Here is a 26,118-nt window from a genome sequence, read left to right on the forward strand (position 1 = left end):
GGCTGCGGCGCCTGTTCCTGCTTATGGCGTCACGGCATTGCGAAGGCAAGGGTCTTGCCGCAACAGGCGAGCAAATGGCTGACGGGAAAGCGATACGTTGATGCTATTTTCGCGGCCGTCCGAAGCAGATGAAATAGGTTGTTGGCAACCTTACGCAGCGTTATTCTAGCAGTTGAAGCTTCGTTGCCTCAAGGACGGCAAATGAGAGGGGCTCATGTCATCGCTGGCGGGCACGGCCGGTCGCGCATTGCCGCAGGTCGTTGAGGCGATCTACGATTCGATTGCCGACGTCGGCCGCTGGCAGGCGACACTCGAGGCCATCTGCAATCTGGCGGAAGGCCAGCTTGCCATGCTCGCCGTCATCGACACGATCAGCAGCTCCGCGCGGTTTTCGGTGTCCTGCGGCGATCCCGCAGTTCTTGAGCCGTTGAAGCATGACTACGGCTCGCAAGTGCCGTTCTATGCGGCGGTTCCCAAGATGGAGATCGACGTGCCGTTCACCGTCGATTCGATCTACGCCCTGCAAGGCCCGGATACGCGACAGAGATGGCTCGAAAGCCGCATCGTGCGCGAATGGGTGCAACCCAACCGCCTGGACGATTTCTTCTGGGTGGCGTTGATGAAGCGGCCGACCCGGATCGGCACGTTGATGGTGGTGACCGATAAGGACAGGCGCCAGATTTCCCGCGAGGATCTCGAGCTTGTCAGCCTGCTGGCACCGCATGTGCGGCGCGCGGTGACCATCGGCGACCTGTTCGAAGCCGAGCGGCGCAAGGCCGAAATCTTCCGTTCCATCATCGAAAGCCTCGACCATCCGGTGCTGATCGTGACCGAAGACATGACCATCATCTTCGCCAACCCGTCAGCCGAAGCGCTGCTCGCCGAAAACATCTCGGTCGCTTGCGTACGCGGACAGCTTTCCTTCACCTATGCCAACGCCGACGCCGCGATCGGCCGTGCCGTCCAGCTCGGCACGCGCGACGAATTCGCGCTCGGACCTTGCGGCATCAACATTCCCCTGGCCAGGACGTTGGTTCCGGCAGTGGCCCATGTCATGCCGCTAGCGCGGCGTGAAATCTCGGCGCGCATCTCGCAACGCGCCGCCGCAGCGATCTTCATCGCCGCGGCGGGTTCGGCACCGACCCCGGCGCTGGACGCCATTGCGGCGCTGTTCGGACTGACCGCGGCAGAAAGGCGAGTCGCCGGTCACGTTGCCGCCGGCCTGACGCGAAAGGAAATCGCCGCGGCCGGCGGCGTCTCGGACGGCACCGTCAAGTCGCAGCTGGCGACGATCTTCGACAAGACCGGTACCGGCGATCAGCGCGAGCTCGAACTGTTGATGCGCGAATTGTCACCGCCGTTGCGCTCCAGTTGATTTGCGCAGTTTCCTCGAACCGGCGGTGGTCCAAATGACTCGGCAGGTAAGTTTTCAAACCTTTGACACCATCGTCCGCAAAATCTGGGATACGAAACCGGCATCGTTGCAGTTCGGCCAAAATCATGGTGCGGTCGTTCGCGGTCCAGAAACGCGGCACTATGCTCGGCTGGAATGAAAATGGTTTCTGGCGCGGATCTCGATCTTGACACCGACATCTACCGAGCGGCTGCTCCCCTACCTCTTTCTGCTTGGGCTGATCGCAATCGCGGTCGCTTTCCGGCCACTGCTGCCCGTCGACGAAACGCGATATCTCAGCGTCACCTGGGAAATGTATCTGAGCGGACAGATCTTCGTCCCGACGATGAATTTCGCGCCCTATCTGCAGAAGCCGCCACTGCTGTTTTGGCTTATCGACCTTGTCTGGAACATTTTCGGCGCCAGCCGGCCGGCGGCGATGCTGGTCATCTTCGCCGCCGCCTCGCTCGTCATCTGGCTGACGACAGCGTTGGCAAAGACCCTGTTTCCGGGCCGCGACGACATCGCGCGGCGCATCCCCTGGCTGGTTGCCGGAAGCAGCGTGTTCGTCATCTATTCGACGCTGATCCTGTTCGACCTGTTGCTGACGGTCTTCGTGCTCGCGGCGCTATTGTCGTTGATTGCCTTTGCCCGCAGCGGCAACCGCTGGCAGGCCGTTCTGGCCGGGCTGTTCATCGGCATGGGCGTGCTGACGAAAGGCCCGGTGGTGCTGATCCATATCGGCGCGCCCATCCTGTTCTACCCGTTCTGGCGCGACCGGCGGGCGGGACTGACGACACCGAACTTCCTCGCTGGAGTTGGCCTGGCCCTGCTCGCCGCGCTGATTCCGGTGGCGATCTGGCTGGTGCCGGCGACCATCCTGACAAAAGGCAATTTCGTTTATGATCTCGTCTGGAACCAGTCGGCGGGGCGTGTCACCGGCAATTTGCGCAATTCGCATGGCCGGCCGTTCTATTTCTATCTGCTGCTGCTGCCCGTCATGTTCATACCGTGGATCTTCATACCCGAGGTGTGGCGGTTGAAGCTGCTCACGCGGATACGCAGCCTGATCGACGCGAAGTCGCCGGATCTGCGCGCCTTGCGCCTGCTGTCATTCTCGTTCGTTGCCGTGTTTCTGGTGTTCAGCGCGATATCCGGCAAGCAGCCTCATTATGTCGTGCCGATGTTGCCGTTCGTGGTCATCCTGTTCGGCTATTTCATGGCGGAGATCCCGCTCGCCAGGCTGAAGAGCTCGGCCATCGTCATGCTTGTCATTTTCGGCATTGGCCACGCGGTGGCATCGGCAACCGCGTTCAAACGCTATGATCTGACGCCGCTCGCCAACTTCATCTACGAGCGAAAGGATGCGGACTGGGCCGTGGCTTTCGACTATCAGGGCGAAGTCGGCTTCCTGGCCCGGTTGCAAAAGCCGTTCGAAAGCACCGACAAACCGGAAGAATGGCTTGGCTCGCATCCCAGCGGCTATGTCATCGACAAGGTTTCCAAGGATCCCGGCACTGCAGGGCAAATCGCGTTCCGGCTTCGCGTCGAACGCGGCTATCTCGTCGTGCTGAAGGGACAGCATTGACGATCGTCACCGGTATGCGAGTTCGTCCCCCGCGCGGGAGATGAAGGCGTTGCTGCTTCGTGGTTCCATCGCTCGATAGAACCGGGAGGTATTCATGCGCAAGCTCATCTCGACGACGCTTTTTGCCGTATCGCTCGCTGTGGCCGGCCTTGCCACCGATCCGGCATGGAGCTTCAAATGTCAGTCCGGAACGATTGGGCAAGGCAGTTGCTCCTGCTCCGGGACCGCCGACTGCACCGATATGCGGCATTCCAAAATGTGCAAGGGCGACCTGAACTGCGGTTCGGGCAAATGCTCCTGCACGGCCGCATTGGTAGTCGACCCCGGCCCGAAAACCCCCAAGCCCAAGGTCGTCGCGCCGATGGCGACAACCAAAGGCGTCGTGAAGCAGTAGATATCCAATCCGAAAGGACGGCGGCTCGACGTCGCTGGGCCGGCCCGATGTTTCGCGGTTCGTCCCCCATGCGGGCGATGAACCGCTGTCGAAGAAATGGTGTTGTCTAGCCGGAGGGTGGTTTCCAACCGAAAGAGCGAGGATACCATGTTGAAAACCTGCACGATGCTGTTTTTCTGCCTGATGGCGGCCGCCGCGGCCGCCCAGCCGCCGCCGTCGGGGCCGCCGGTTCCCAGTGCGGCACTTGCCCCATGCAACGCCACGCAATCGAACAGGCCCTGCAAAGCCGAACTCGGCGTGTTCCTGATCACCAACACCGTCCGCAACCTGGCGCAAGCCAAGGTCGACGCCACCAACGCACAGCTGGCCGCCCAGGGACGATCATCACGCGCATCGATCGAATCGCTGAAGCAATGGCGGCCGTCGCGCTTTGCGACGCAGATGCTGAACCAGCCGAACAGCTGGTTTGTCAAAGTTCCTTACATCCTGACCATCAAAGTCTCGATCCCGGTGACCTCCGACCGCCACATCGGCATTCCCATAGACGTCAACGTCTTCTGCAGCGGCTGGCAGACCGATTCCAGCCAGGTCATCATTCGCTCGCAACCCGGCCCGGCGAGCTTCGAGGGCGGCAACATCCTCGAAGACGTTTTCAACGTCGGCAACTACATCGACGCTCAGGTTCGCAGCTCGTTTTCGGCACCTCTGCCGGTGACGACGCCGGTTCCAAATTCGAAATGCTCGGCAATAGACGGCTCCGACGCCGGCACGCAGGCCACCGGCGATGATCTCATCTTCTGGACGGTGCCGCGGCGCAACCTGGTGGTGACGGACGCCATAGCCAAGCCGACGGTTGAAGTGACCTTCGACAGCCTCACACGCCTGCCAGCCCGCGACTTCCACAACAATGTCGTCTATGCGGAATCCGAGGCCATAAACCTCAACGTCTATGCCAATGAGGATGGTCGTCAGAAGGCGCTGACGATGCGCGAAGGCGACGTGGCTGCGCTGAACGTTCCCGCAGTACGGCTGGACGCGCGAAAATACGATTCGCTGGTCGTCATCGGCAATGTCGACCAGCCGCCGAACGACCCCAGAGACAGCGCCTTCGCAGTAGCGGCCAAGACTGCGGGATTCGGTGCCGGTTCCAAGATCATGCAGATCCCGAAGTGGTATTCGAGGCCGCCGGACCAGTTCAATCCCAAGCCTACATGGATCAGAGTTCCCGGCTATGAGCTGCACTATACGGTACGCTATCTCAACAGCGGCGGGCTGGCCGTCGATGGTGGAACCAGTACGGTCCGGCCTCCAAAAGTCGCCGTTCCGATAGAGACGCTCATCAAGCCGAAAACGCCCTGACGCGGCCGCTCGCGGATGACGGCGGCGGTTCAGACCGCTACCGCCTTCCCCCGCGCGGCAGATGCGGCAGCACCGGCATCATGGCCTGATCTTGCCGGAACAAACGCGCCGCTGCGCCACGAGCGAGCGGCGCCATCGATGGAGACAAACGATGCAGCACCTTCCCCTCACCATGCCCGCCGTCAGGATCATTGCGGCAATCTCGCTGCTTGCCTTCCCGAACTTCCTGCCGCCGGTCACGAGCCCGGCGAACGCGCTGCCGGTCAGCCAATCCTGCCGGATCACCACCTATTACAAGGCTGCGGCAAAGGCGACGGAGGTTGGCGTGCGCTCGACGTGCCAGGGCGTCAAAAAATGGGGTGTCACCTCGAAATATTACGAGGTGGAAAAAATCGAAGCCGCCACGCCCCCGCACACGTCGGGCGGCGGCGGCAGCCTGCCGTGCGAGTTTCTCGCTGCCGGCTGCTCCAACCTGCCTGAGAAACGCAACTGAGCGCCAGGCAAACGAGCTAGCCGATCGCCTTCTCCAAAACCAGCGCCGGCAATCCCGAGGCGCCGCCGCAACCGGCCGTGTTGCCGGCGGGCAAGAACCCCCTCGAGCGGTAGAAGGCGACAGCCGGAGCATTTGCTTCCTCGACCTCGACACGCAGCGTCCGGGCCTCCGGAAAGCTGGCCTCGATCTCGTCCAGCAGCGCCTGGCCGATGCCTTGCCTCTGCCAGGCCGGATGCACGTAAAGCTGGTTCAGCATGACGATCCTGGCATCCGTGGTAGCGGCGGCGAAAGCCATGCCGCCGATGTTTTTGCCGTCGTCGGCGACCAGGAACTCCGAGTTCGGCCGCGTCAGCCGTGCCTTGAGCGCGGCGATAGAATGCCATTCATCGGTGATTTCGGTGACCCGCGGCCCGCCGTAGATGGCATCATAGGTGGCATGCCATGTATCGACCAGCAATGCGCGCACCGCCGCAAGATCGCGCTCGCCGGCGGTGCGGACGAACATCCTACTCGATCCCGAGCCTGGCCTTGACCAGCTCGTTGACCGCCTGCGGGTTGGCCTTGCCGCCGGTCGCCTTCATCACCTGGCCGACGAACCAGCCGGCCATGGTCGGCTTGGCGCGCGCCTGTTCGACCTTGTCCGGGTTGGCCGCGATCACCTCGTCCACCGCCTTTTCGATGGCGCCGGTATCGGTGACCTGCTTCATGCCGCGGCTTTCGACCAGCTGACGCGAATCGCCGCCCTCGTTCCAGACGATCTCGAATAGATCCTTGGCGATCTTGCCGGAGATGGTGCCTTCCTTGATCAGATCGATGACCGCGCCGAGCTGATCGGGCGAAACCGGAGCATTTTCAATACTCTTGCCGGCTCTGTTCAACGCACCCAGCAAATCGTTGATGACCCAGTTGGCGGCAAGCTTGCCATCGCGACCAGCGGCCACCTTCTCGAAATAGTCGGCGACCGCCTTTTCCGATACCAGGATCGAGGCGTCGTAGGTCGACAGGCCGAGCGAGGTGATCAGCCGCGCCTTTTTCGCGTCGGGAAGTTCCGGCAGGTCCTTTGCCAACTCGTCGACATAGGCCTGGTCGAATTCCAGCGGCAGAAGGTCGGGATCGGGGAAATAGCGGTAGTCGTGCGCTTCTTCCTTGGAACGCATCGAGCGCGTTTCGCCCTTGTTGGGGTCGAACAGCCGCGTTTCCTGGTCGATCTTGCCGCCGTCCTCCAGGATGGCGATCTGGCGGCGCGCCTCGTAGTCGATGGCCTGGCCGATGAAACGGATGGAGTTGACGTTCTTGATCTCGCAGCGCGTGCCGAATTCGCCGCCGGGCCGGCGCACCGAGACGTTGACGTCGGCGCGCAGCGAGCCTTCGTCCATATTGCCGTCGCACGTGCCGAGGTAGCGCACGATGGTGCGCAGCTTGGTGACATAGGCCTTGGCTTCATCGGCGGAGCGCATATCCGGCTTGGAGACGATCTCCATCAGCGCCACGCCGGAGCGGTTGAGATCGACATAGGACATCGTCGCATGCTGGTCGTGCATCGACTTGCCGGCGTCCTGCTCCAGGTGCAGGCGCTCGATGCCGACCTCGATGTCCTCGAATTCGCCCTGCCGGTCCGGGCCGACCGAGACGATCACCTTCCCCTCGCCGACGATCGGCTGCTTGAACTGCGAGATCTGGTAGCCCTGCGGCAGGTCGGGATAGAAATAGTTTTTCCTGTCGAAGACCGATTTGTGGTTGATCTCGGCCTTCAGGCCCAGCCCGGTGCGGATCGCCTGCTTGACGCATTCCTCGTTGATGACCGGCAGCATGCCGGGCATCGCCGCGTCGACCAGGCTGACATTGGCGTTGGGCGCGGCGCCGAAAATGGTCGAGGCGCCGGAAAACAGCTTTGCCTGCGAGGTCACCTGCGCGTGGACCTCGAGGCCGATGATGATCTCCCAGTCGCCGGTGGCGCCGGGAACCAGGCGCTTGGCGTCGGGCGTGCGGGTGTCGATGATGCTCATAAGGGCCTGCATACTGAAATTGCGGATATGCGAGAACGCATATTTTGCTGTGCAACTTCGCTAGTGCAAACCGCCAAAAGAGACAAGCGCAAAGCCGCAGGCCGCCGACGCGGCACAGGCCCGCACCTGCCGCGATGAACTGCGATAGCAGCTTGAAAAATCGACCTGCCGGCAACCCGGCCGCCGTCACCTATGCCGTGGCGATATAGGCCCTGATCTCCTCGGCCTCGCGCTCGACATCCTCGATGCGCCGCTTGACCACGTCGCCGATCGACACGATGCCGTCGAGCAGCCCGTTCTTTTCCACCGGCAGATGGCGGAAGCGGCCCTTGGTCATGATCTCCATAACCTCGTTGACGGTGTGGTTCTCATTGCAGATCTTCACCTTGGGCGTCATCGCCGAGCGGACGGCAAGGTCGAGCGCCGCCGCCCCCACCTTGGCGAGAACCCGCACCACATCGCGCTCGGAAAGAATGCCGACGATCTTGTGATCGCCGTTGGTGATGACCAGCGCGCCGATCCTGTGTTCGGAAAGCATGCGGATGGCTTCGCTGAGCTTTTCGTTCGGCCCGAGCGTCACCACGTCGTGGCCTTTTGCCTCGAGAATTGCCTTAACAGTCATGGCGTCCTCCTCTGCATTTCCTGCCGGCTCCTGCCCTGGCCGGCTTGCCCTGGGATGAGCATGGTGCGCCGCGAACGGTTGCATTTCAAGTGCGGCCGTCTCAGGTCTCCGGCTCGTCCGCCTGCCGGGGCACCTGCTCTCGCCGATCAAAAAACCGCAGGCCGAAAAAGCCGGCAAGAAAGCCGCCAATATGGGCTTCCCAGGCGATCTGGCCGTCAATGCCAGGCGCCAGGCCGAAGAGGCCGGTCGCGAGGTTGATCACCATCCACATGGCGAGAAAGGTGACGACGCCGCGCGAGCGCAGCACCGCCGCCATCGGCAAAGGCTGGCCGGCGAAGGCGGCCTTGCCCGACGATCGGTCGATGCGGAAGCCGTAGCGTGCCGCCGCGCCCATCATGCCGGAAATCGCGCCGGAGGCGCCGACCAGCGGCGCCTCGCCAAGCGGGTGCATGGCCCAGAACAGCGCCACCGCCGCCAGTCCAGTCGCGGCGAAGAACAGGCTGAAGCGCAGCGCGCCGAAGCGGTTGGCCAACGGTGAGCCGAAGGCCGCAAGCCACACCATGTTGATGGCAAGATGGGCAAAGCCGCCATGCAGGAAGGCATATGTAAAGGGCCGAGAAAACAGGAACCAGTCGAAGCCGTATTGGCCAGTGTAGAGAACAGGAATGAAGGCCCCGTCGTACAATAGTGTCAGCTGCTGGTCTTGGCTAAGCACATACTGCTGCATCAGAAAGACGACGACGCAGATGCCGATCACCGCCAGCACTACGGGCGGCAGGTTGAACACCGGTTCGCGGCGCTCCGGTTCGCGGGCGACAGGCCCGCTCTCGCCCTGCTCGATCTCCGGTGGGCTTTCTGGGTCGCTCATATGGCTTGCACTCAGTCGCTGGATTGGACTTGGCGAGCATGTAGATCACGGCCAACCGAATCACAAACGGCGAATCAGCAGCCCCGAATCAAAAAAGAAGCCGTCCAAGGTTTCCCTTGAACGGCTGGTCGAGCCCCCTTGCTCCCCCTGAACTCTTGACTGAAGTGCTGCCGATCGTCGCAAAACGACCGCTTCTGGAGTGGTTTTGGTGTGCCACAGGCCTGGCTGGCGCGCAACGTAAACCAGTTGTTAACCTTAACCGCCCCGACCCGTGAACAAGTATTAACGATGCTGGCACGCATCCTGCTCCGCAACGCATGTAGGTCTTCGGAGGGCGCCCTTCTGTTCACCGATGGGACATCAGAAGACAGAATGCGCGGAGCAGCATTAGCATGAACCAGACCGGATCGATCACGCTGTTCCATTATTGGAACCGGTTGCGTGACGGACGCCCTGCCCCGAAGCGCTCGGAAGTCGAACCCGCCGACATCAAGTCGCTGCTGGCCGACACGTTCATCCTGGAAAAGGACACGCGCGGCGAAGCGGTGTTCCGGCTCGCCGGCACCAGGCTCTGCGCGGTCTATGGCCGCGAACTCAAGGGGTTTTCATTCCCTTCGCTGTGGCGCGAGAAGGACCAGCGGCTGATCTCGAAGCTGACCGATGGCGTCTTCGACCTGAAATCGGTGGTGCTCATCACCTACGAGGGTTTCAGCCGCAGCGGCCGTTCCAACAGGTTCGAGCTGCTCGCGCTGCCGCTCGACGGCGGTGTCGAGAGCCCGCGTTGCCTCGGTGTTATAAGCGCCGTCGAAAAGCCCTTCTGGCTGGGCGCCGACCCGGTTCTCGACGCGTTGATCGATTCGATCCGCGTCGTCGATCCCGACAAGGAGCCGATGTTCCCGGGGAACCGTCCGGCGATCGAGGTTCCCTCGCTCGCCCCATCGGAATTCGACCCGCCCGAGACTATTTCGGCGCTCGGCCAGGCCCGCCGCATCCGTCACCTGGTCGTCTTCGACGGCGGACGCGAGGAATGATGCCCAAAGCTTAAAGCAACAGCGCCGGGCTTTCCCCTTTGTTAACCTGCTTTGTTGTAGTTTTCCGCTGAAATTCCCCGCATCCATGCGCGGAATGCCGAACGGGGTATGGCAGTGATGAGGTCAGCGGCGGTCGACCATGCGCCGTCCCAAGCTGAAAGGCGTAACTTTCAGCGCGTCCGCGTGAAAATTTACGGACGTTTCATGCTGGAAGACCGCACCGAACATCCCTGCCAGGTGGTCGACATGTCGCCCGGCAACGTCGCGCTGCGCACCGAGCGCGCCGGCCTGGCTGGCGAAAAGGTCATTGCCTATATCGATCACATCGGCCGCATCGAAGGCGTCATCACCCGCACTTTGCAGGATGGCTTTGCGATGACCGTCATCGCGTCGGAGCGCAAGAGGGACAAGCTTGCCGCGCAACTGACCTGGCTTGCCAACAAGCACGAGCTCGACCTGCCGGAAGACCGCCGCCATGAACGCGTCGCACCGCGCAACCCGACGAGCGTGCTGCAGCTTGCCGACGGACGCCAGTACCAGTGCCGCATCATCGACCTGTCGCTGTCGGGCGCGGCGATCGAGATCGACGTCAAGCCGGCCATCGGCGTCCAGGTGACGCTGGGCACCATGCGCGGCCAGATAGTGCGGCATTTCGAAGATGGCGTCGCCATCGAGTTCGCCGTCATCCAGCGGCCGGAAACGCTCGACACTGAATTCAGCTCGTCGCGCGGCTGACGCGGAAGCGTTAGCCCCATCGGGAAGAGAGGCTGGCGATCCTTTGCGCCCCCCTCTGTCTTGCCCTCTTTGCCACCACTTGGCATCTCCCTCACGAGGGGGGAGATCGGCTTTCAAAACGGCTTTCACCAATCTCAAGCGTCCCAGGAATGAGCGGAACGCCGGAACTGCCAATCTCCCCGCTTGTGGGGGAGATGTCCGGCAGGACAGAGGGGGGCGCTGTCCCGCTGTCGCGGATGCACCCGAAGGGCACCCTAACAATTCTATACTCAATTGCGTCAAATTTTATGTTTATTCTACTGGCGTTTTACTTAATGTCTACTTCGCGCTTTTGCGTCAAATAAATCCAGCCGTGTCATTGTCTCCTCAAACGGGGAGACTGAATAATGAACAGGATGAGGGGCAAGCTGTTGCTGGCGGCAATAGCGATGCAGCTTTTCGGTTGGGGGACTGTAAACGCGGCGGAGCCGGCCTTCATGCACACCGGCGGCCGCACCACGCAGCCGGTCGGACACTACGAATTGTGCCAGCAGCTTCCGCAGGAATGCAATCAGAGGACGCCTGGCCGGGCACCCGTCGAGCTGACCCGCAAGCTGTGGGCGACGATCGTCAAGATCAACAATTCGGTCAACAGCAGGGTCGCGCCGCGCACCGACATGGAAATGTGGGGCAAGGAGGAAGTCTGGTCCTTTCCCAATAGCGGCTTCGGCGACTGCGAGGACTATGCGCTGGAAAAGCGCCGCGAGCTGATGAGCATCGGCGTGCCGGCCGGCGATCTGCTGATGACGGTGGTGCGCCAGCGCAATGGTGACGGCCATGCGGTGCTGACCGTGCGCACCAGCCTTGGCGAGTTCATCCTCGACAATCTCCAGCCCAAGGTGCTGTCCTGGACCAATACCGGCTACACCTACCTGAAGCGCCAGTCCGAGCGGAATTCCGGCGCCTGGGTGACGATCAACGACGGCCGCTCCGACGCGGTCGCCAGCGTCCGCTGAGGACGCCAAGGCATGTCGCCCAAAAGTGCGTAGCGGTTTTGGGATAACGACATGCATAAAACAGAGGTTAAGTGCGTCGCATGACTTCGCGCTTTAGGAGAAACCCGGTCGAGTCCCCACCCTCCCCGTCCCCAACGACCGGGTTTAAGGAGCCGGCCCCGTCCCCGGGCCGGCTCCACCATTTTTGGGGAGCGTTTCGGACATCCGGACAGACAGCGGCTATCTTCCACGAAACTCTAGAGCCAAGCAGTTCCCATGATGCCAGTGACATCAGAGACCGCGATCCTAAGCGACACAGTGGGAAGCAGTATCCTTTTTGTGGTTCTCTCCTCGGCCACATTCTACTGCGTTCGTGAACTCGTGTCTGCGTGGAGAACAGGCTCCATTCGGTCAAAAACTGGACTCGTTCTGCGAAGCTCAGATCTTCTGATTTTCCGGCGGCTGGTTCGCGCGATCGCCTTCGCAGTTGCTTTACTTACACTTTGCCTTTTTGCTGTCACCGCCGAACTTATGCGGCATATGTTCGGTATCAGCGAGCTACGGGTGGGAGCGGCAATCGCTGTCTTAACTCTCTTTTTTCTGGTGGCTTTGGCTGCCAAGTTTAGTCGATGAGAAGCGCCGGTTACAGTTATCTCGGCTTTGCCTCCAACTGCGCTTCGTCATCCAAGCTGTCTCACGATCGTTTGTGGGATACGAGCTGCCGTTTGCCGTCGAAACGCTGTTACTTGCCCCTGATACGGAACGCGTCGACAAAGGCGGAAAACGCCGGAGAGGGATGGCGCCGGCTTGGATAGTACAGGTGGTAACCCTGGAACGTTGGGCACCATTTGGTCAGGACTTCCTGGAGAAGGCCACTCTCAATGTGAGGAAGGACGAGTTCGCGCGGCAGATAGGCCAAGCCCACTCCGTCAAGCGCGGCCTGGATCGCCGGCCCCATGTTGTTAAGCGTCAGTTGTCCCTCGACCCGAGCATTGAACTCGCGCGCTCCTTCCCGCAATTCCCAGGCATAGACCGATCCTGACGTCGGCAGCCGGTAGTTGATGCAGTTATGGTCGGTCAGCTCCTGCGGCGTCTCCGGCGGTGTCCGGTGGGCGAAGTAATGGGGTGAGCCGACCACAGTGTAGGTCACGTCGGCTCCGATGCGCACGGCTACCATATCCCGGGCAATGGACTCGCCCAGACGCACGCCGGCATCGAACTGGCGCTCGACGATGTTGGTGAAGGCGTTGTCGACCACCAACTCGACATTGATATCGGGGAAGTCGCTCAGGAACTTTGGCAGCCGGGCGCGGAAGACAATGTCGACCGAATCATCGGTGCACACCAGGCGAATGTTGCCGGACGGCCTGTCGCGAAGGACGCCGAGAGCGCTGACCTCAGCCGCGATGCCTTCGAAATGCGGTTCGATGCCTTCCTTGAGGCGTTGACCGGCCGCCGTCGGGGCCACGTCGCGCGTGGTGCGAGACAGAAGACGGACGCCAAGCCGCGACTCCAGCGACTTGATGGTGTGGCTAAGGGCCGAAGGAGTGACCCCGAGCTTGGCGGCTGCTCGGGTGAAGCTCCGCGTCCGGGTGATCTCCAGGAACGCGCGCATTTCGGCGAACTCGTCGCGTGGCATTGATGAGCCTCATTCACAACCACATCAAAATTATACCCGCTAGTCGCATTTGGCCAGCCCGACTACTTAGTTCGGAAACGGACAGGAGACTGCCTTATGACCATCGATTTCGTGCTGGACGGGGCCACTGCTGCTGACAGCGGGACGACCCCATGGTCTGCGGTGGTCTGCCTGTCGCTGCTGACCTTCCTTCTGGTCGGACTGGAGTTCCTCCCGGTGAGCCTGCTCACCCCGATCGCTCAGGATCTGGCCGTCTCCGAGGGTCAGGCAGGCCAGGCAATCGCGGTATCCGGATTCTTCGCCGTGGTTACCAGCCTCTTCGGCAACTCGCTGTTGCGAAACGTCGATCGACGGACGGTGGTTCTGGTCTATACGGCAGTGCTGGCCGCATCGAGCCTGGCGGTGGCGCTTGCTCCCAACTTCCTGGTCTTCCTGGCCGGGCGGGCGCTGGTGGGCATCGCGATCGGCGGTTTCTGGTCACTGTCGACGGCCATTCTGGCCCGCCTGGCCGCGGGACCCGACCTGCCCAAGGCCATTGCCTTGCTCCAGGGTGGCACTGCCTTCGCATTGGTGATCGCCGCGCCCGTCGGCAGCTTCCTCGGATCGCTGATCGGATGGCGGGGAACGTTTTTCGTCACTGTCCCCATCGGCCTTGCGGCGCTCGTGTGGCAGTTGGCCGTTCTCCCGAAGATGCCGCCGATAGAGATCGCCTCGGTGTCGAGCATGTTCGGCCTGCTGCGGAATCGCAGATTCGCCATCGGCATGGGCGCGACCGGGCTCGCTTTCATCGGGCAGAACGCGCTCTCGATCTATCTGCGGCCGTTTCTGGAAAACGTGACGGGCCTTGAGGTCAACACCCTCTCACTGGCTCTATTGGGCGTCGGCCTCGGTGGCGTGGCGGGACTGTCGATTGTCGGCTTCATACTCCGGCGGCACCTCACAGCCGTGCTGATCGGGCTGCCGAGTGCACTCGCGGTCTTCGCTCTACTGCTGATTGCCTTTGGACCGTTTGCACGCGCCACGGCCGGCCTGCTGGTTCTTTGGGGACTGTTCGCTACCCCGATCCCGGTGGCGTGGAACACCTGGATGAGCACGCTCATCCCTGAAGACCTGGAGGCCGGGGGCGGACTCCAGGTCGCCCTGATCCAGTTCGCGATCGCAGGCGGCGCTATTGCAGGAGGCCTGCTGTTCGACGTGGCCGGCTGGTGGAGCGCCTTCCTTCTCGCCGCCGTCCTGCTCACGGGATCGGCCTTGCTCGCCGCCTCGGCCGGCCCCCGCACCTGAACTCTTTCAATTCTTGTCAAGGAGAATCTCATGTCCGAAGGAATCGAGAACAAGGTCGTCGTCATCACCGGTGCCAGCAGCGGCCTCGGTGAAGCGACGGCACGCCATCTTGCCGCACGAGGCGCTTCCGTGGTCCTGGGTGCACGGCGGTCACACCGCATCGACGCCCTTGTCCAGGAACTGACCGGCGCTGGGCACAAAGCCAAGGCCGTTACTACGGACGTCACCGATGCCGGCCAGGTCCAGAACCTGGTGAACACGGCGGTCCGGGAATTCGGCCGCATCGACGTGATGCTCAACAATGCGGGCCTCATGCCGTTGGCCCCGCTCGAACGGCTCAAGGTCGACGAATGGGACCGGATGATCGACGTCAACATCAAGGGCGTCCTTTACGGCATCGCGGCCGCGCTTCCGTACATGAAGGAGCAGCGATCGGGGCACATTATCAATGTCTCGTCCGTATACGGCCATGTGGTCGACCCGGGTGCGGCGGTCTATTGCGCCACCAAGTTCGCGGTGCGTGCGCTATCCGAGGGTCTGCGGAAAGAGGTGAAACCCTACAATATCCGCACCACGGTGATCTCGCCGGGCGCTGTCAGCACAGAGTTGCTCGAGCATATCAGCGAGAAGGATATCCAGCAGGGGACCAGGGACTTCGTGAGCAAGATCGCCGTGGGGCCAGATACGTTTGCCCGAACGGTCGCCTTCGCGATCAACGAGCCCGACGACGTCGATATCAACGAGATCTTGTTCCGGCCGACCGCCCAGCCGGTTTGACTTGGAAGGGGTTATGCTTCGATATCTTGAGGCCCGGCTCCGCCATTTCCGGGTCGGCTAGACCTTCCTCAGCCCCGCCCTGAACCGCCTGCCGTTTGCCACATAATGCGCGGCCGAGGCGCGCAGCCTGGCGACTGCGTCCTCGTCGAGCATCCTGACGACGCGCGCGGGCGAGCCGACGATCAGCGAATTGTCGGGAAATTGCTTGCCTTCGGTGACCAGCGCGCCGGCACCGACCAGCGAGTTGTTGCCGATCTTCGCCCCATTCAGCACGATGGCGCCCATGCCGATCAGGCTGTTGTCGCCGATCGTGCATCCGTGCAGCAAGGCACGGTGGCCGATCGTGCAGCCTTGGCCGACGGTCAGCGGAAAGCCGGCGTCGGTGTGCATGATTGTGTGCTCCTGCACGTTTGTGTCGGCGCCGACGACGATCGGCTCGTCGTCGCCGCGGACGACGACGCCGAACCAGAAGCCGGCATTGCGGCCGATCCTGATATTGCCGATCAGGGTGGCATCGGGCGCGATCCAGTTGCTGTCGGCGTCCTCGAAGGCGGGCGCTTTTCCGTCAATCGCGTAGATCGGCATTGCTGTCTCCAGATCGTCTCACACCGACAAGCTGCCAGACCCTAGAAGCGAAGCCGCCCAGGACGCAATGGCGATCACCACCATGCCCAGCGCCAGCGCCCAGATGGTCGCCGTACAGCCGCAGGAGATCAGCCCCAGCACCGAGATGCGACGCTCGCGCCAGGCGTCCAGCGCCTCGTTGGCGAACATCAGCGGCCCGGCGCAAGCCGTCGCGGCGAGTGAGCGCAGCATGTGCTTCGACGATACATAGGGCTGGACGAAGGCAAGCCTGCGGCCGGCGATCAGCTCCATCGCCGATCCGGCCAGGCCGCAAGCCGTCAGCCCAGCCATAAAACTGAATATGATTTGTTCGACCGGGCCCATCTTTACCCTCCGTTTACCATGAAATCGCACAGTCGCCCGCAAAGCTGCGAAGCAAGAGCCGTGCCGCGCCGAGATGTGCCGTTCAGGTACACCCGATGGGACGGCAAATGAGGGTCGCGATGAAGCAGGCAGCCGCCACTGAGGGCCCGCAACTCAGCGTCGTCGATTCGACGCTGATGAGGCGGGTGTTTTATGCATTCGCGACGCTGGCGCTGCTTTCGGTGGCGATCAGCCTCGGCGGCAAATGGTTCGGCCGCTCGATCGCCATGGCCGGGTACACCGACGACACCACGGTCCACAGGGTCGTCATCGGCAACAACGTCATCGCCGTGCCGGCCAATGTCATCCGCTTTGCCCAGGCCCGGCGCGACGGCATCGCCTCGCGACTCGACCTCTATCTGCGCTATCCCGAGATGGACGGCTACAGCGAGGCTGCCCGCAACGACTTCAACCACACCGGACCCAGCAAGGACATCGTCTTCCTGTCGTTCGAGCCGCAGATGATGTCGCGCGACATGAGCGGCCGCTTCGCGCCGATCTACAGCGCGCTGATCGCCAAGCCGGGTACGCCCGGCCCTGGCGGCACCACGCTTTACGCCTTCAGCGAAAAATCAGGCTATCTCAACGAAGTGCTGGCGGTCGCCGATCGCCCCGGCAAGGATCCGTTCGTCGCACGCTGCCTGAGCGGCCCGAGCGCGGACGAATCGCTGGCGCCCTGCGAACGCGACATCCTGGTCGGCGACAATCTCAGCCTCACCTACCGCTTCCCCCGGGAATTCCTGGGCGACTGGCAGGGGCTCGACGCGGCGATTTCTGCCGAAGCAGCGCGTGTGCAGAAGACCGGGCGATAAGCAACGAAACGAGCCGTTCCGTAGCGATCCTTCGCGCCCCTCTCTGTCCTGCCGGACATCTCCCCCACGAGGGGGGAGATCGGCCATCATCTTGGCTTTCGCCAATCTCCAATGTTGCAAGAAGAGCGCGGCGCCGAGGCTGCCAATCTCCCCCCTCCTGGGGGAGATGGGCAGGCCAGAGGGGGGCGCTGTCCCACCGGCGTCCTGCAAGGTTCCGTACCGCCGCAGCACTTGAGGCGTAGCGGGCAGCTAAACTCCCAGCTCAGGCCAGATCGATGTCGAGGATCGCCATCGAGAAATTATAGTCGCCGTCGTCCTCGTCCTTGAAGACGATGCCAAGGAACTCGTCTCCGACATAGACCTCGGCCGAATCTTCCTTGCGCGGCCGCGCCTTCACTTCGAGTTTAGGGTTCTGGAAGGTGCGCTTGAAATAGGCATCCAGCTTTCTGATTTCGTCCGGCTTCAACAGTCTTCTCCGATCGTCGGCTTCATCGTTTGAGCGCGCTTCTGGCACGTCGACAATGGCCATGTAAAGGCAAGCCGGCATGGGGGGCAGGAATTCAGCCCCTGCCCGAGCACTCAGATGTCGAAGCTGACGACGTGGTCCATCGTCTGCGATGGCAACAGCTGGTCCATCTGCCGCGAAGGCTGGTCGCAGCCGGTCTCGCCGACGACGCGGGCCGGCACGCCGGCAACCGTCTTGTTGTGCGGTACCGGCGACAGCACCACCGAGCCGGCCGCGATCTTCGAGCAATGGCCGATCTCGATGTTGCCGAGGATCTTGGCGCCGGCGCCGATCAGCACGCCGTAGCGGATCTTGGGATGGCGGTCGCCGCCGGCCTTGCCGGTGCCGCCCAGCGTCACGCCGTGCAGGATCGAGACGTCGTCCTCGATCACCGCCGTCTGGCCGACGACGAGGCCGGTGGCGTGGTCGAGGAAGATGCCCTTGCCGATGCGGGCAGCCGGATTGATGTCGGTCTGGAACACCGAGGACGACCGGCTCTGCAAATACAGCGCGAAGTCCTGACGGCCCTGGTTCCACAGCCAATGCGCCAGCCGGTGCGTCTGGATGGCGTGAAAACCCTTGAAGTAGAGCACCGGCATGATGAAGCGGTCGCATGCCGGATCACGGTCGTAATAGGCCTGGATATCGACGCGCACCGTCGTCGACCAGTCCTTGTCGTCGGCCGCCATCGCCTTGAACGTCTGGCGGATGAGGTCGGAGCCGATGTCCTGGTGGGCGAGGCGCTCGGCCAGCCGGTGAATGACCGCTTCTTCCAGGTTTTCCTGATTGAGGATGGTCGAATAGAGGAACGCCGCCAGCAGCGGATCGCGGTTGACCGCTTCCATCGCCTCGTCGCGGATCGAACGCCAGATCGGATCTACCGGCTGCACCCTGGTGGGACGGGAAATCGTAACGCTGTTCATCTGATGTCTCCGGCCATCCAATGTCTCGGCCATTCAATGTCTCGGTTGGCGGCTTGCCTATTCTCCGGCCGCACCTATAAGCCAGATCATAGCACGGGTGAACTCAATTTTCCTTAGTGCTTGGTGAAATGGATTTGGTTGGCGGAATTTCAAGCAGCCATGGAAAACGCAACCTTGATGGACGAGACCCTGAAGCGCGAGCTTTCCGCGCTCTATGAGGCCGAAGATCGCCACTACCACGACCTTGGCCACATCGAGGCGATGCTGGCGCTGGCCAATGATTACAAGGCGTTGTTGCATGATCCTGAAGCAGTCGAGGCAGCGATCTGGTTTCACGACGCGATCTACGACAGCCGCGCCAAGGACAATGAGGCGAGGAGTGCCGCACTTGCCGAGGAAAAGCTCGCCGGTCGCGCCGATGCACAACGCCTCGGCCACATCGCGGCGATGATCACTGCCACCGCCGGCCACGAATTGCCGCCCCTTGGCGACCAGCATTCGGTTCGCGACGCGGCGCTGTTCCTCGACATGGACCTGGCGATCCTGGGTGCTGCGCCCGAGGCGTTCGACGCTTATGAACAGGCGGTCCGCCGCGAATATAAGTGGGTCGATGAGCCGATGTGGCGGGCCGGCCGTGCCGCAGTGCTAGAGGGCTTCCTCGCGCGTCCGCATATCTTCCACAGCGAGGAATTCCGCCGGCGCTTCGAAACCCAGGCCCGGCATAACATGGCGCGCTCGCTCACGGCGCTGGGGCACAGCCCGCGCCGATCGTAGCCCGAAGCGTCGGCCACTTGCGTCCGGAAGATTTGCCCGAAATCACGTAAACGCGCCTATGGTCGATGCCATGGCCCACAGCATAAACACCCCGGCGGCAAGCGACGCGCCGTTGACCACGATGCCAGCCAGGCCGAGCAAACGATTGTCGTTTGGACGACCCAGCGCCATCAGCCCGAAGACCGCGCCGGTAAGATGCGCCAATGGCCCGACCAGGAAAAATACCGCCATGAAGAAGCCTGTCACACTGTGCTGGATAACCACGGACGCGTCGCTCGGCATTGCCATCAACGCGGTGATCGCCATCGCGCCTGCCACCAATGCAGCCAGCGCTAGAACAACGGACCATTCGCCGAACCTGCTTTTCGCAACGACGCCCAGCAAAGCGGCGTCGCTTCTTCCCCATTGTGCCATCGTACCCCCTGCCCCTCGTTCAGCGCGTTGCGGGTTTGAACCGATCCACGCGTCACGCTTAGTTACTCCCGTATCGTTGCAAAACCGCTAAGAACCCCAGCTTCAGGCCCAATGGCCGCTTTTGGGCAGCCATCCATCAAAACCGATGCTCGGCATAAAACTCCAGCACGCGCTGCTTGAAGGTCTTGTCGCCGACCGCCAGCATATGGTCGCGGCCTTCGATGTGAAAAGCCCTGGCGTTCGGCATCAGGGCGGCGAGTTCATCCGGCGAGCCGCCGATGTCGTCCTTGGTTCCCACCGCAATCAAGGTCGGCTGGGCAATGCGGGCAATGTCGGCCTCGCTCAGCAATTCGCGCGAGGTGGCGATGCAGGCGGCGAGCGCGCGGCGATCGCTGCGGGTCTGATCGGCGAAGGCGCGGAACGAGCGGCCGCGCGGATCGCTGGTGCCTGCCGGATCGTCGGCCAGAAGGGCGTCGGCTATCGGATCCCAGTCGCCGACGCCGTCGACCATGCCGATGCCGAGACCGCCGAAGACCAGCGTCGCCACCTTGTCCGGATCGGAGAGCGCCAGGAAGGCCGATATGCGCGCGCCCATCGAATAACCCATGACATGAGCGCGTTCGATGCCGAGATGGTTCAAAAGCGCTGCCGCGTCCGACGCCATTTTTGCCGGCGTGTAGTCGGCTTCGTCATAGCTCTTCGACGACGAGCCATGGCCGCGATTGTCGAAGGCGATGGCACGGTAGCCGGCGTCGTTCAGCGTCTTGAACCAGCCGGGCGACACCCAGTTGACGTAATGGCTCGAGGCAAAGCCGTGGATCATCAGCACCGGATCGCCCTGCCCCGATGCCGGCTGGCGGTCAAGGAAAGCAAGGTCGAAACCGTCATGGGAGAAGAACTGCATCGGCCGAAGATCCTGCCCGCTCAGTCGGAATCGACACTCGGCGCATCGCCCTGGTCGGGCGGCGGCATGGCCGGCCCCGGCGCCGTGCCGATGGCGGGATGGCGCAGCAGGTCGCCGTCCTTAATGCCCTTTTTGGCGGCGGTGCCTGCCTTGAGCTCGAGCACGAAGCGCACCGGCTCGTCCGGCGAGATGATCGCCTCCGACTGCGGCTCGCCTTGCTCGATCGCCCGGATCCGGCCGTCCTGGCCGACGAAGATCAGGTCGAGCGGCATCGGCGTGTTCTTCATCCAGAAACTCACATCCTGCGGCGCGCCGAACACGAACAGCATGCCGTGATTGTCGGCCATGTGCCGGCGGAACATCAGCCCGGCTTCGCGCTCGGCGGGCGTGTCGGCGATTTCCACGGAAAACGAACGCTCGCCGGCCTTCGTCACCGCGACCAGCGGCGCCGGGTCGACGGGAAGGATCATCGCCTTGCCGTCGGCGGAACTCGGTTGCTGAAAATAGAAGAACGCACTTGCGGCGACGATGAGGAAAATCCCGGCGCAGAGCGCGCCCGCCGTCACCCGGTTGCTGTGAGCCATATGAAATCCTCGGCCGGAACTAGTGCGAGACCGGCAAGGTACCCATATCGGGGTGAATTTCGGCAGCCATAAGGCCTTTGTCGCCGCGTCCGAAGCGGACCAGCACCACCTGGCCCGGCCGGAGTTCGGTGATGCCGTAGCGGCGCAGCGTCTCCATGTGGACGAAAATGTCCTCGGTGCCCTCGCCCCGGGTCAGAAAGCCGAACCCCTTGGTGCGGTTGAACCATTTGACCAGCGCCCGTTCGAGGCCGCTTTCCGGCGTCACCGCGACATGGGTGCGCTGCTCCTGCAGCTCCGCCGGATGCACCGCCGTGGTGACATCCATCGAGAGCACGCGGAAGGCCTGCAGCCCGCGCTCGCCCTGCTTGACCAGGCAGACGACACGGGCGCCTTCCAGGGCGGTCTGAAAACCGTCCTTTCGAAGGCATGTCACATGGAGGAGGATGTCGCCCGAAGTACCATCATCGGGTAGGATGAAACCGTAGCCCTTGGCCACGTCGAACCATTTGATGGCGCCGGCGATTTCGACGAGATCGGCCGTATCGGCGCTCTCATCCCGCTTCAACGCATCGTTACCGGCCCCGTCCCGCCCCATGAAAGAGGCCTTTTCCCCCATAAGAACGCCCCCTTTTCTCAACAAACACCGCAACTGATTCTTGGTATCAGATTAACACCGCGGCTTCCGGTGTGTGCAAGACCTGACGTGCCTTTTTTCACGGTTCCGTACAGGAATAGCGGATTTGCCGTTTGCCGGCGCCGGCAAGCGTGGCCAATTGCCCTTTGGCCGGGCCGCCCCTATGTTGCGCCGCAACGCAACATAAGGAGGAAATCATGCGCTATCTGCACACCATGGTCCGTGTCGCCGACATCGATGCTTCGCTCGATTTCTACTGCAACAAGCTTGGCCTCAAGGAAGTGCGCCGCCATGAAAACGAGCAAGGCCGCTACACGCTGATCTTCCTCGCCGCCCCCGAAGACGAGCAAAGCGGCATCAGCGAGAAAGCGCCGCTGGTCGAGCTGACCTACAATTGGGACCCGGAAGACTACAAGGGCGGCCGCAATTTCGGCCATCTCGCCTATGAGGTCGACGACATCTACGCCACCTGTCAGCGGCTGATGGACAATGGCGTTACCATCAACCGGCCGCCGCGCGACGGCAACATGGCGTTCGTCAAATCGCCGGACGGCATCTCGATCGAGCTGTTGCAGAAAGGTCCGGCCAAGCCGAAGGCCGAGCCGTGGGCGTCGATGCCGAACACCGGCAGCTGGTAACCGATCACGCCATCTTGAACGGACGCAGGCGGGCCCTGGTTCGGTTTTCGCGTCCGCATTCCCAAGGAGAATTCATTCATGCCGGCCAGCCATGTCGACGTCGCCACCGAACATGCCAGCCGCTATCTGCAGCAGCTGTGCAAACATTGGGCGCACAAGTTTCCCGTCGAATTCGACCCGAACCACGGCACCATCGATCTGACGCTCGGCCGCACGGTTCTCGATGCCGACCCGGCTGCGCTGCACATTGCAGTGACGACCGATGAAGCCGGCTCGCTCGAGCGCCTGGAAACGGTCGTCGCCGAGCACATCAAGCGCTTCGCCTTCCGTGAAGAGCTGGCATTCGACTGGAAACGCGCTCCGACCGCGTAGACGACCTGTCAACCGCCGGCCTTCGCCATGTCCAGCAGCATCAGCACGGTGCGCCAATTGCGCGCCGTGCCCGGCACCTTCAGAACGCGCGGAATTTGATTGGCAAACACGGATTTGCCGAGCCCGTCAGGCGCATGCAGGTAGAGCACGTCGCCCTTGATCTCGAAGCGTTCTGGCCCGGTGCATTTTTCCGCCAGCCGGGCGACCTCCTCGGCGGTCGGCCGGCGCTCCAGCGCATAGGCATGCAGCTTGGTCGGCTCGCCGGCCACTTCCGGATAGGGATTGTCGGCCGCCAGCCGCTCGAGCCAGCCGATATCGCGCACCATGATGCGTGAATGGAACCCCCATTTCTTCTCGAATTCCGCTTCCAACCGCTTGGTCAGCGTCGCCGTATCGCCATCTGGCGACCGGAACACGGCGTTGCCGCTCTGCACATAGGTGGCGACATCGGAGAAGCCGAGCTGCTCCAAAAATGACCTGAGTTCCGCCATCTTGACGATGCGGTTGCCGCCGACATTGATGCCGGAAAACAGCGCGATAAAAACCTTCGCCGGAGCGTTCGGAAGATCGTTGCTGCTCATATGATGAACCCGGCGAGCGTCTCGTTGTCTGTGATGTCCTGGTAATGGACGCTCTCGGCGTCGAAATTCGCCTTGAGCAGGTCGAAATTGCGGCGGTCCTTGGTTTCGATGCCGATCAGCACCGAACCGAAATTGCGCGCCGATTTCTTCAGATATTCGAAGCGGGCGATGTCGTCGTCGGGACCCAGCAATTCGAGGAAATCGCGCAGCGCGCCGGGCCGTTGCGGAAAGCGGATGATGAAGTATTTCTTCAAGCCCTCGAAGCGCAGCGCCCGTTCCTTCACATCCGGCAGCCGCTCGAAATCGAAATTGCCGCCCGACACCACGGCGACGATGGTCTTGCCCCTGATTTCCTTCCTGGAAAAATCCTTGAGCGCATCGATCGCCAGCGCGCCGGCCGGCTCGAGCACGACGCCTTCGACATTGAGCATTTCGATCATGGTTGCGCAGAGCCGGTTTTCCGGGATCAGCCGCACGGTGTCGGCGGCAAACTCCTTCAGGTGGCGCAACGGCTCGCGGCCGATCTCGGCCACTGCTGCGCCGTCGACGAAATTGTCGACCTTGGCGAGCTTGATCCGCTTTCCGGCGGCAAGGCTCTCGCTCAAACTCGGGGCGCCGGCCGGCTCGCAAAAGACGAAGCGCGTTTCGCGGTGCTGGTCGGCGAAATAATGGGTGACGCCAGCGGCCAGGCCGCCGCCGCCGACCGGCAGCATGACGATATCAGCCATGCGCGCGCCGGGCATCTGGCCTGATATCTCATAGGCGACGGTCGCCTGCCCTTCGATGATGTCCTTGTGGTCGAACGGCGGCACCATGTGGGCGCCGGCAGTTTCGGTGAATTCAAGTGCCGCGCGGTAGCAGTCGTCGAAGAAATCGCCGACCAGCCTGATCTCGACGAATTCGCCGCCGAACAGCCGCGTCTTGTCGATCTTCTGCTGCGGCGTCGTCACCGGCATGAAGACGACGCCCTTCTTGCCGAAATGGCGGCAGACGAAGGCAAAGCCCTGCGCATGATTGCCGGCCGAGGCGCAGACAAACAGCTCGGCAGCGTTGCCGGCGGCGAGCGTCTTGCGGAAGAAGTTGAAGGCGCCGCGGATCTTGTAGGAGCGCACCGGCGTCAGGTCCTCGCGCTTCAGCAGCACCCGCGCGCCGGTCTTCTTCGACAGATAGTCGTTTTCCTGCAGCGGCGTCTCCGGAAAGATCTCGCGGATCGCGGCAGCGGCGGCAGCGACGCGAGAAGAGAAACTGGTCATGGCTGGAGCACCCCACAGGCTAGGCGAATTCGGTCCCGCTATTGCATATCCGGCCTCGCGAAGCCATTGTCCGGCCACCCGAAAGGGTGTTCCCAAAACCTCGTTGGCCGTTAGGAGCGTGTGTTCATGCCTGTCGCATCGGTGGCCCGGAAAACCGTGTCGCTGCCGGAGTTCGGCGAGCCGACGGTGATGCCACTGGTTACGCGCGCCACCTATGAGGCCCGTATAGCGGCACTGGTCGCGCGTGGCGGGTTCGATGCCTTCGTCGTCTATGGCGACCGCGAACATGCGGCCAATGTCGCCTACCTCTGCGGCTACGATCCTCGCTTCGAGGAGACGCTGCTGGTCATCGTTCCCGGTAAGCCGCCGAAACTGCTGGTCGGCAATGAGGGCTGGGGCTATGCCGAGATCTGCGACGGGCCTTACGAGCGCGTGCTCTACCAGACGTTCTCGCTGCCGGCGCAGCCGCGCGACCGCTCGCAAGCGCTGGCCGACATCCTCGTCGGTTGCGGCCTGAAAGCCGGCCAGCGCATCGGCGCCATCGGCTGGAAGCCGTTCGGCCCCGGCGATGCGGGTTTTGGCGAAACGACGCTCGACCTGCCGTCCTTCATCGCCGACACGTTGCGCAGCCTTGCCGGCGATAGGGGCGTGATCGTCAACGCGGCGAACCTGTTGATGAACCCTGCCGACGGCCTGCGCGCCATCAACGAGGCCGACCAACTGGCCGCGTTCGAATTCGCCGCGACCTATTCCTCGCAAGGCCTGCGCAATGTCCTGCAAGGCATCGAACCCGGCATGACCGAATTGCAGGCGGCGCGGCTGATGGGCATCAACGGCCTGCCGCAATGCTGCCACCCGATGCTGTCGGCCGGCGGGCGGGCGGCCTATGGCCTGCCGAGCCCGCGTCTTGACGTCATCAAGCGCGGCGACCCGATCACCATGGCCTATGGCATCCAGGGTTCGCTCAATGCCCGCGCCGGTTTTCTGGTCGAGGACGCGGCCGAGCTTCCGAGGGGCATCCAGGACTATGTCGAGAAGCTGGTCGCGCCCTATTTCTGCGCCGTCGTCGACTGGTACGAGACGGTCGGCATCGGCGTTCCCGGCGGCGCGTTGTGGCAAGCTGTGCACGAGCGCATCGGCGATCGGTTCTTCGGCGTAGCGCTCAACCCCGGCCATCTCATCCATATCGACGAATGGATGCATTCGCCGGTATTTTCCGGCTCCGACATCAGATTGAAGTCGGGCATGGCCTTGCAGGTCGACATCATCCCGGCGACCGGCACCGATTATTTCACCACAAACATCGAGGACGGCATCGCGCTGGCCGACGAGGCGCTGCGCGAAGAGATCGCGGCGCGCTTTCCCGAGGCCTGGCGCCGCATCGAGGCGCGCCGCGCCTTCATGCGCGACGTGCTTGGCATAAGACTGAAGCCGGAAGTGCTGCCGTTTTCCAACATTCCGGCGTTCCTGCCGCCGTTCTGGCTTTCGCGCAACAGTGCGATGGCAGTCGCGGGGCGCTGAGCGCATTTCGGGCGCCTGCGACTTACTTCTGCCGCACTTCGCCTGTCCGGGAG

At 62.6% G+C, this 26,118-nt stretch carries 30 protein-coding genes; 15 read left to right on the forward strand and 15 right to left on the reverse strand.

Annotated features, from left to right (window positions below; translation table 11 throughout):
• Positions 1 to 214: 214 nt before the first annotated feature.
• From NKI41_RS20610 to NKI41_RS20630, 5 genes are all read left to right on the forward strand, one after another.
• Complete coding sequence (locus NKI41_RS20610; protein WP_352684847.1) at positions 215 to 1,375, forward strand: helix-turn-helix transcriptional regulator; 1,161 nt, start codon at positions 215 to 217, stop codon at positions 1,373 to 1,375.
• A 205-nt stretch (positions 1,376 to 1,580) separates the two neighbouring features.
• A complete protein-coding gene (locus tag NKI41_RS20615; protein ID WP_352684849.1) occupies positions 1,581 to 2,981 on the forward strand; it encodes an ArnT family glycosyltransferase in 1,401 nt (466 codons plus the stop codon).
• A gap of 94 nt (positions 2,982 to 3,075) precedes the next feature.
• Positions 3,076 to 3,375 (forward strand): hypothetical protein, encoded by a 300-nt coding sequence (locus tag NKI41_RS20620; protein WP_352684851.1) that lies wholly within the window; start codon positions 3,076 to 3,078, stop codon positions 3,373 to 3,375.
• Positions 3,376 to 3,522: 147 nt separating this feature from the next.
• On the forward strand, positions 3,523 to 4,734 hold the full coding sequence (locus NKI41_RS20625) for a hypothetical protein (protein ID WP_352684853.1): 1,212 nt from the start codon (positions 3,523 to 3,525) through the stop codon (positions 4,732 to 4,734).
• A gap of 151 nt (positions 4,735 to 4,885) precedes the next feature.
• A complete protein-coding gene (locus tag NKI41_RS20630) occupies positions 4,886 to 5,227 on the forward strand; it encodes a hypothetical protein (protein WP_352684855.1) in 342 nt (113 codons plus the stop codon).
• A gap of 16 nt (positions 5,228 to 5,243) precedes the next feature.
• Here NKI41_RS20630 and NKI41_RS20635 read toward each other — a convergent pair whose 3' ends face one another.
• The 4 genes from NKI41_RS20635 to NKI41_RS20650 form a co-directional block, all read right to left on the reverse strand.
• A complete protein-coding gene (locus NKI41_RS20635; RefSeq protein WP_352684857.1) occupies positions 5,244 to 5,732 on the reverse strand; it encodes a GNAT family N-acetyltransferase in 489 nt (162 codons plus the stop codon).
• A 1-nt stretch (position 5,733) separates the two neighbouring features.
• Positions 5,734 to 7,233, reverse strand: coding sequence for an Asp-tRNA(Asn)/Glu-tRNA(Gln) amidotransferase subunit GatB (gene gatB, locus NKI41_RS20640; protein WP_352684860.1), 1,500 nt, complete (start codon positions 7,231 to 7,233; stop codon positions 5,734 to 5,736).
• 190 nt (positions 7,234 to 7,423) lie between these two features.
• Positions 7,424 to 7,855 carry a CBS domain-containing protein gene (locus NKI41_RS20645; protein ID WP_352684862.1) on the reverse strand — a complete coding sequence of 144 codons (432 nt, stop codon included), beginning with the start codon at positions 7,853 to 7,855 and terminating at the stop codon, positions 7,424 to 7,426.
• Positions 7,856 to 7,955: 100 nt separating this feature from the next.
• Positions 7,956 to 8,723: a rhomboid family intramembrane serine protease gene (locus NKI41_RS20650; protein WP_352684864.1), complete on the reverse strand. Its 768-nt coding sequence runs from the start codon at positions 8,721 to 8,723 to the stop codon at positions 7,956 to 7,958.
• A gap of 392 nt (positions 8,724 to 9,115) precedes the next feature.
• Here NKI41_RS20650 and NKI41_RS20655 point away from each other — a divergent pair, with 392 nt between their 5' ends.
• The 3 genes from NKI41_RS20655 (at position 9,116) to NKI41_RS20665 (ending at position 11,484) form a co-directional block, all read left to right on the forward strand.
• A complete protein-coding gene (locus NKI41_RS20655) occupies positions 9,116 to 9,754 on the forward strand; it encodes a PAS domain-containing protein (RefSeq protein WP_023674809.1) in 639 nt (212 codons plus the stop codon).
• 117 nt (positions 9,755 to 9,871) lie between these two features.
• Positions 9,872 to 10,489, forward strand: coding sequence for a PilZ domain-containing protein (locus NKI41_RS20660; protein ID WP_352458466.1), 618 nt, complete (start codon positions 9,872 to 9,874; stop codon positions 10,487 to 10,489).
• Between the two features lie 395 nt (positions 10,490 to 10,884).
• On the forward strand, positions 10,885 to 11,484 hold the full coding sequence (locus NKI41_RS20665; protein ID WP_352451124.1) for a transglutaminase-like cysteine peptidase: 600 nt from the start codon (positions 10,885 to 10,887) through the stop codon (positions 11,482 to 11,484).
• Between the two features lie 721 nt (positions 11,485 to 12,205).
• Here the strand turns inward: NKI41_RS20665 and NKI41_RS20670 are convergent.
• A complete protein-coding gene (locus tag NKI41_RS20670) occupies positions 12,206 to 13,102 on the reverse strand; it encodes a LysR family transcriptional regulator (RefSeq protein ID WP_352541384.1) in 897 nt (298 codons plus the stop codon).
• 96 nt (positions 13,103 to 13,198) lie between these two features.
• Here NKI41_RS20670 and NKI41_RS20675 point away from each other — a divergent pair, with 96 nt between their 5' ends.
• Together NKI41_RS20675 and NKI41_RS20680 are read left to right on the forward strand one after the other, a co-directional pair.
• Positions 13,199 to 14,386: an MFS transporter gene (locus tag NKI41_RS20675; RefSeq protein WP_352541385.1), complete on the forward strand. Its 1,188-nt coding sequence runs from the start codon at positions 13,199 to 13,201 to the stop codon at positions 14,384 to 14,386.
• Between the two features lie 30 nt (positions 14,387 to 14,416).
• On the forward strand, positions 14,417 to 15,163 hold the full coding sequence (locus NKI41_RS20680; RefSeq protein WP_352472745.1) for an SDR family oxidoreductase: 747 nt from the start codon (positions 14,417 to 14,419) through the stop codon (positions 15,161 to 15,163).
• Between the two features lie 57 nt (positions 15,164 to 15,220).
• On the opposite strand, the gene NKI41_RS20685 is transcribed toward NKI41_RS20680, so the two are convergent.
• On the reverse strand, positions 15,221 to 15,748 hold the full coding sequence (locus tag NKI41_RS20685; RefSeq protein WP_352472744.1) for a gamma carbonic anhydrase family protein: 528 nt from the start codon (positions 15,746 to 15,748) through the stop codon (positions 15,221 to 15,223).
• A gap of 18 nt (positions 15,749 to 15,766) precedes the next feature.
• Positions 15,767 to 16,111: a DUF6949 family protein gene (locus NKI41_RS20690; RefSeq protein WP_254817711.1), complete on the reverse strand. Its 345-nt coding sequence runs from the start codon at positions 16,109 to 16,111 to the stop codon at positions 15,767 to 15,769.
• A gap of 119 nt (positions 16,112 to 16,230) precedes the next feature.
• On the opposite strand from NKI41_RS20690, the gene NKI41_RS20695 reads away from it, so the two are divergent.
• Positions 16,231 to 16,962, forward strand: a complete 732-nt coding sequence (locus NKI41_RS20695; RefSeq protein ID WP_352684867.1) for a hypothetical protein — start codon at positions 16,231 to 16,233, stop codon at positions 16,960 to 16,962.
• Between the two features lie 262 nt (positions 16,963 to 17,224).
• On the opposite strand, the gene NKI41_RS20700 is transcribed toward NKI41_RS20695, so the two are convergent.
• Positions 17,225 to 17,428: a DUF3126 family protein gene (locus NKI41_RS20700; RefSeq protein ID WP_023674799.1), complete on the reverse strand. Its 204-nt coding sequence runs from the start codon at positions 17,426 to 17,428 to the stop codon at positions 17,225 to 17,227.
• Positions 17,429 to 17,541: 113 nt separating this feature from the next.
• Positions 17,542 to 18,390 carry a serine O-acetyltransferase gene (cysE, locus tag NKI41_RS20705; protein ID WP_023717455.1) on the reverse strand — a complete coding sequence of 283 codons (849 nt, stop codon included), beginning with the start codon at positions 18,388 to 18,390 and terminating at the stop codon, positions 17,542 to 17,544.
• Positions 18,391 to 18,549: 159 nt separating this feature from the next.
• Here cysE and NKI41_RS20710 point away from each other — a divergent pair, with 159 nt between their 5' ends.
• Positions 18,550 to 19,164, forward strand: a complete 615-nt coding sequence (locus tag NKI41_RS20710) for an HD domain-containing protein (RefSeq protein ID WP_352684869.1) — start codon at positions 18,550 to 18,552, stop codon at positions 19,162 to 19,164.
• Positions 19,165 to 19,206: 42 nt separating this feature from the next.
• On the opposite strand, the gene NKI41_RS20715 is transcribed toward NKI41_RS20710, so the two are convergent.
• The 4 genes from NKI41_RS20715 to NKI41_RS20730 form a co-directional block, all read right to left on the reverse strand.
• Positions 19,207 to 19,578: a hypothetical protein gene (locus NKI41_RS20715; RefSeq protein ID WP_352684871.1), complete on the reverse strand. Its 372-nt coding sequence runs from the start codon at positions 19,576 to 19,578 to the stop codon at positions 19,207 to 19,209.
• A 136-nt stretch (positions 19,579 to 19,714) separates the two neighbouring features.
• Positions 19,715 to 20,482, reverse strand: a complete 768-nt coding sequence (locus NKI41_RS20720) for an alpha/beta fold hydrolase (RefSeq protein ID WP_352614210.1) — start codon at positions 20,480 to 20,482, stop codon at positions 19,715 to 19,717.
• Positions 20,483 to 20,502: 20 nt separating this feature from the next.
• Positions 20,503 to 21,066: a DUF192 domain-containing protein gene (locus NKI41_RS20725; RefSeq protein WP_352684874.1), complete on the reverse strand. Its 564-nt coding sequence runs from the start codon at positions 21,064 to 21,066 to the stop codon at positions 20,503 to 20,505.
• A gap of 19 nt (positions 21,067 to 21,085) precedes the next feature.
• On the reverse strand, positions 21,086 to 21,682 hold the full coding sequence (locus tag NKI41_RS20730) for a cold-shock protein (protein WP_502899021.1): 597 nt from the start codon (positions 21,680 to 21,682) through the stop codon (positions 21,086 to 21,088).
• Positions 21,683 to 21,897: 215 nt separating this feature from the next.
• Between NKI41_RS20730 and gloA the strand changes: the two genes are divergently transcribed.
• Both gloA and NKI41_RS20740 read left to right on the forward strand, forming a co-directional pair.
• Positions 21,898 to 22,338 carry a lactoylglutathione lyase gene (gene gloA / locus NKI41_RS20735; RefSeq protein WP_023674793.1) on the forward strand — a complete coding sequence of 147 codons (441 nt, stop codon included), beginning with the start codon at positions 21,898 to 21,900 and terminating at the stop codon, positions 22,336 to 22,338.
• 78 nt (positions 22,339 to 22,416) lie between these two features.
• Entirely contained in the window at positions 22,417 to 22,710 is a 294-nt protein-coding gene (locus tag NKI41_RS20740) for a DUF2218 domain-containing protein (RefSeq protein ID WP_352472739.1), read from the forward strand.
• Positions 22,711 to 22,718: 8 nt separating this feature from the next.
• Here the strand turns inward: NKI41_RS20740 and NKI41_RS20745 are convergent, their stop codons facing one another.
• Together NKI41_RS20745 and ilvA are read right to left on the reverse strand one after the other, a co-directional pair.
• Positions 22,719 to 23,291 (reverse strand): DUF1697 domain-containing protein, encoded by a 573-nt coding sequence (locus NKI41_RS20745; protein WP_352684877.1) that lies wholly within the window; start codon positions 23,289 to 23,291, stop codon positions 22,719 to 22,721.
• Entirely contained in the window at positions 23,288 to 24,544 is a 1,257-nt protein-coding gene (gene ilvA / locus NKI41_RS20750) for a threonine ammonia-lyase IlvA (RefSeq protein WP_352684880.1), read from the reverse strand. Before ilvA ends, NKI41_RS20745 begins: the two co-directional genes overlap by 4 nt.
• A 126-nt stretch (positions 24,545 to 24,670) precedes the next feature.
• Here ilvA and NKI41_RS20755 point away from each other — a divergent pair, with 126 nt between their 5' ends.
• A complete protein-coding gene (locus NKI41_RS20755; RefSeq protein WP_352472736.1) occupies positions 24,671 to 26,065 on the forward strand; it encodes a hypothetical protein in 1,395 nt (464 codons plus the stop codon).
• Positions 26,066 to 26,118 lie beyond the last annotated feature (53 nt).

This window comes from Mesorhizobium sp. M0601 (assembly GCF_040320845.1).
Taxonomy (GTDB): domain Bacteria; phylum Pseudomonadota; class Alphaproteobacteria; order Rhizobiales; family Rhizobiaceae; genus Mesorhizobium.

Coding starts and splice junctions, on each gene's coding strand:
- NKI41_RS20610 (WP_352684847.1), top strand. CDS start 215: ATGTCATCGCTGGCGGGCACGGCCGGTCGCGCATTGCCGCAGGTCGTT.
- NKI41_RS20620 (WP_352684851.1), top strand. CDS start 3,076: ATGCGCAAGCTCATCTCGACGACGCTTTTTGCCGTATCGCTCGCTGTG.
- NKI41_RS20625 (WP_352684853.1), top strand. CDS start 3,523: ATGTTGAAAACCTGCACGATGCTGTTTTTCTGCCTGATGGCGGCCGCC.
- NKI41_RS20630 (WP_352684855.1), top strand. CDS start 4,886: ATGCAGCACCTTCCCCTCACCATGCCCGCCGTCAGGATCATTGCGGCA.
- NKI41_RS20635 (WP_352684857.1), bottom strand. CDS start 5,732: ATGTTCGTCCGCACCGCCGGCGAGCGCGATCTTGCGGCGGTGCGCGCA.
- gatB (WP_352684860.1), bottom strand. CDS start 7,233: ATGAGCATCATCGACACCCGCACGCCCGACGCCAAGCGCCTGGTTCCC.
- NKI41_RS20645 (WP_352684862.1), bottom strand. CDS start 7,855: ATGACTGTTAAGGCAATTCTCGAGGCAAAAGGCCACGACGTGGTGACG.
- NKI41_RS20650 (WP_352684864.1), bottom strand. CDS start 8,723: ATGAGCGACCCAGAAAGCCCACCGGAGATCGAGCAGGGCGAGAGCGGG.
- NKI41_RS20655 (WP_023674809.1), top strand. CDS start 9,116: ATGAACCAGACCGGATCGATCACGCTGTTCCATTATTGGAACCGGTTG.
- NKI41_RS20660 (WP_352458466.1), top strand. CDS start 9,872: ATGAGGTCAGCGGCGGTCGACCATGCGCCGTCCCAAGCTGAAAGGCGT.
- NKI41_RS20665 (WP_352451124.1), top strand. CDS start 10,885: ATGAGGGGCAAGCTGTTGCTGGCGGCAATAGCGATGCAGCTTTTCGGT.
- NKI41_RS20670 (WP_352541384.1), bottom strand. CDS start 13,102: ATGCCACGCGACGAGTTCGCCGAAATGCGCGCGTTCCTGGAGATCACC.
- NKI41_RS20675 (WP_352541385.1), top strand. CDS start 13,199: ATGACCATCGATTTCGTGCTGGACGGGGCCACTGCTGCTGACAGCGGG.
- NKI41_RS20680 (WP_352472745.1), top strand. CDS start 14,417: ATGTCCGAAGGAATCGAGAACAAGGTCGTCGTCATCACCGGTGCCAGC.
- NKI41_RS20685 (WP_352472744.1), bottom strand. CDS start 15,748: ATGCCGATCTACGCGATTGACGGAAAAGCGCCCGCCTTCGAGGACGCC.
- NKI41_RS20690 (WP_254817711.1), bottom strand. CDS start 16,111: ATGGGCCCGGTCGAACAAATCATATTCAGTTTTATGGCTGGGCTGACG.
- NKI41_RS20695 (WP_352684867.1), top strand. CDS start 16,231: ATGAAGCAGGCAGCCGCCACTGAGGGCCCGCAACTCAGCGTCGTCGAT.
- cysE (WP_023717455.1), bottom strand. CDS start 18,390: ATGAACAGCGTTACGATTTCCCGTCCCACCAGGGTGCAGCCGGTAGAT.
- NKI41_RS20710 (WP_352684869.1), top strand. CDS start 18,550: ATGGAAAACGCAACCTTGATGGACGAGACCCTGAAGCGCGAGCTTTCC.
- NKI41_RS20715 (WP_352684871.1), bottom strand. CDS start 19,578: ATGGCACAATGGGGAAGAAGCGACGCCGCTTTGCTGGGCGTCGTTGCG.
- NKI41_RS20720 (WP_352614210.1), bottom strand. CDS start 20,482: ATGCAGTTCTTCTCCCATGACGGTTTCGACCTTGCTTTCCTTGACCGC.
- NKI41_RS20725 (WP_352684874.1), bottom strand. CDS start 21,066: ATGGCTCACAGCAACCGGGTGACGGCGGGCGCGCTCTGCGCCGGGATT.
- NKI41_RS20730 (WP_502899021.1), bottom strand. CDS start 21,682: ATGGGGGAAAAGGCCTCTTTCATGGGGCGGGACGGGGCCGGTAACGAT.
- gloA (WP_023674793.1), top strand. CDS start 21,898: ATGCGCTATCTGCACACCATGGTCCGTGTCGCCGACATCGATGCTTCG.
- NKI41_RS20740 (WP_352472739.1), top strand. CDS start 22,417: ATGCCGGCCAGCCATGTCGACGTCGCCACCGAACATGCCAGCCGCTAT.
- NKI41_RS20745 (WP_352684877.1), bottom strand. CDS start 23,291: ATGAGCAGCAACGATCTTCCGAACGCTCCGGCGAAGGTTTTTATCGCG.
- ilvA (WP_352684880.1), bottom strand. CDS start 24,544: ATGACCAGTTTCTCTTCTCGCGTCGCTGCCGCCGCTGCCGCGATCCGC.
- NKI41_RS20755 (WP_352472736.1), top strand. CDS start 24,671: ATGCCTGTCGCATCGGTGGCCCGGAAAACCGTGTCGCTGCCGGAGTTC.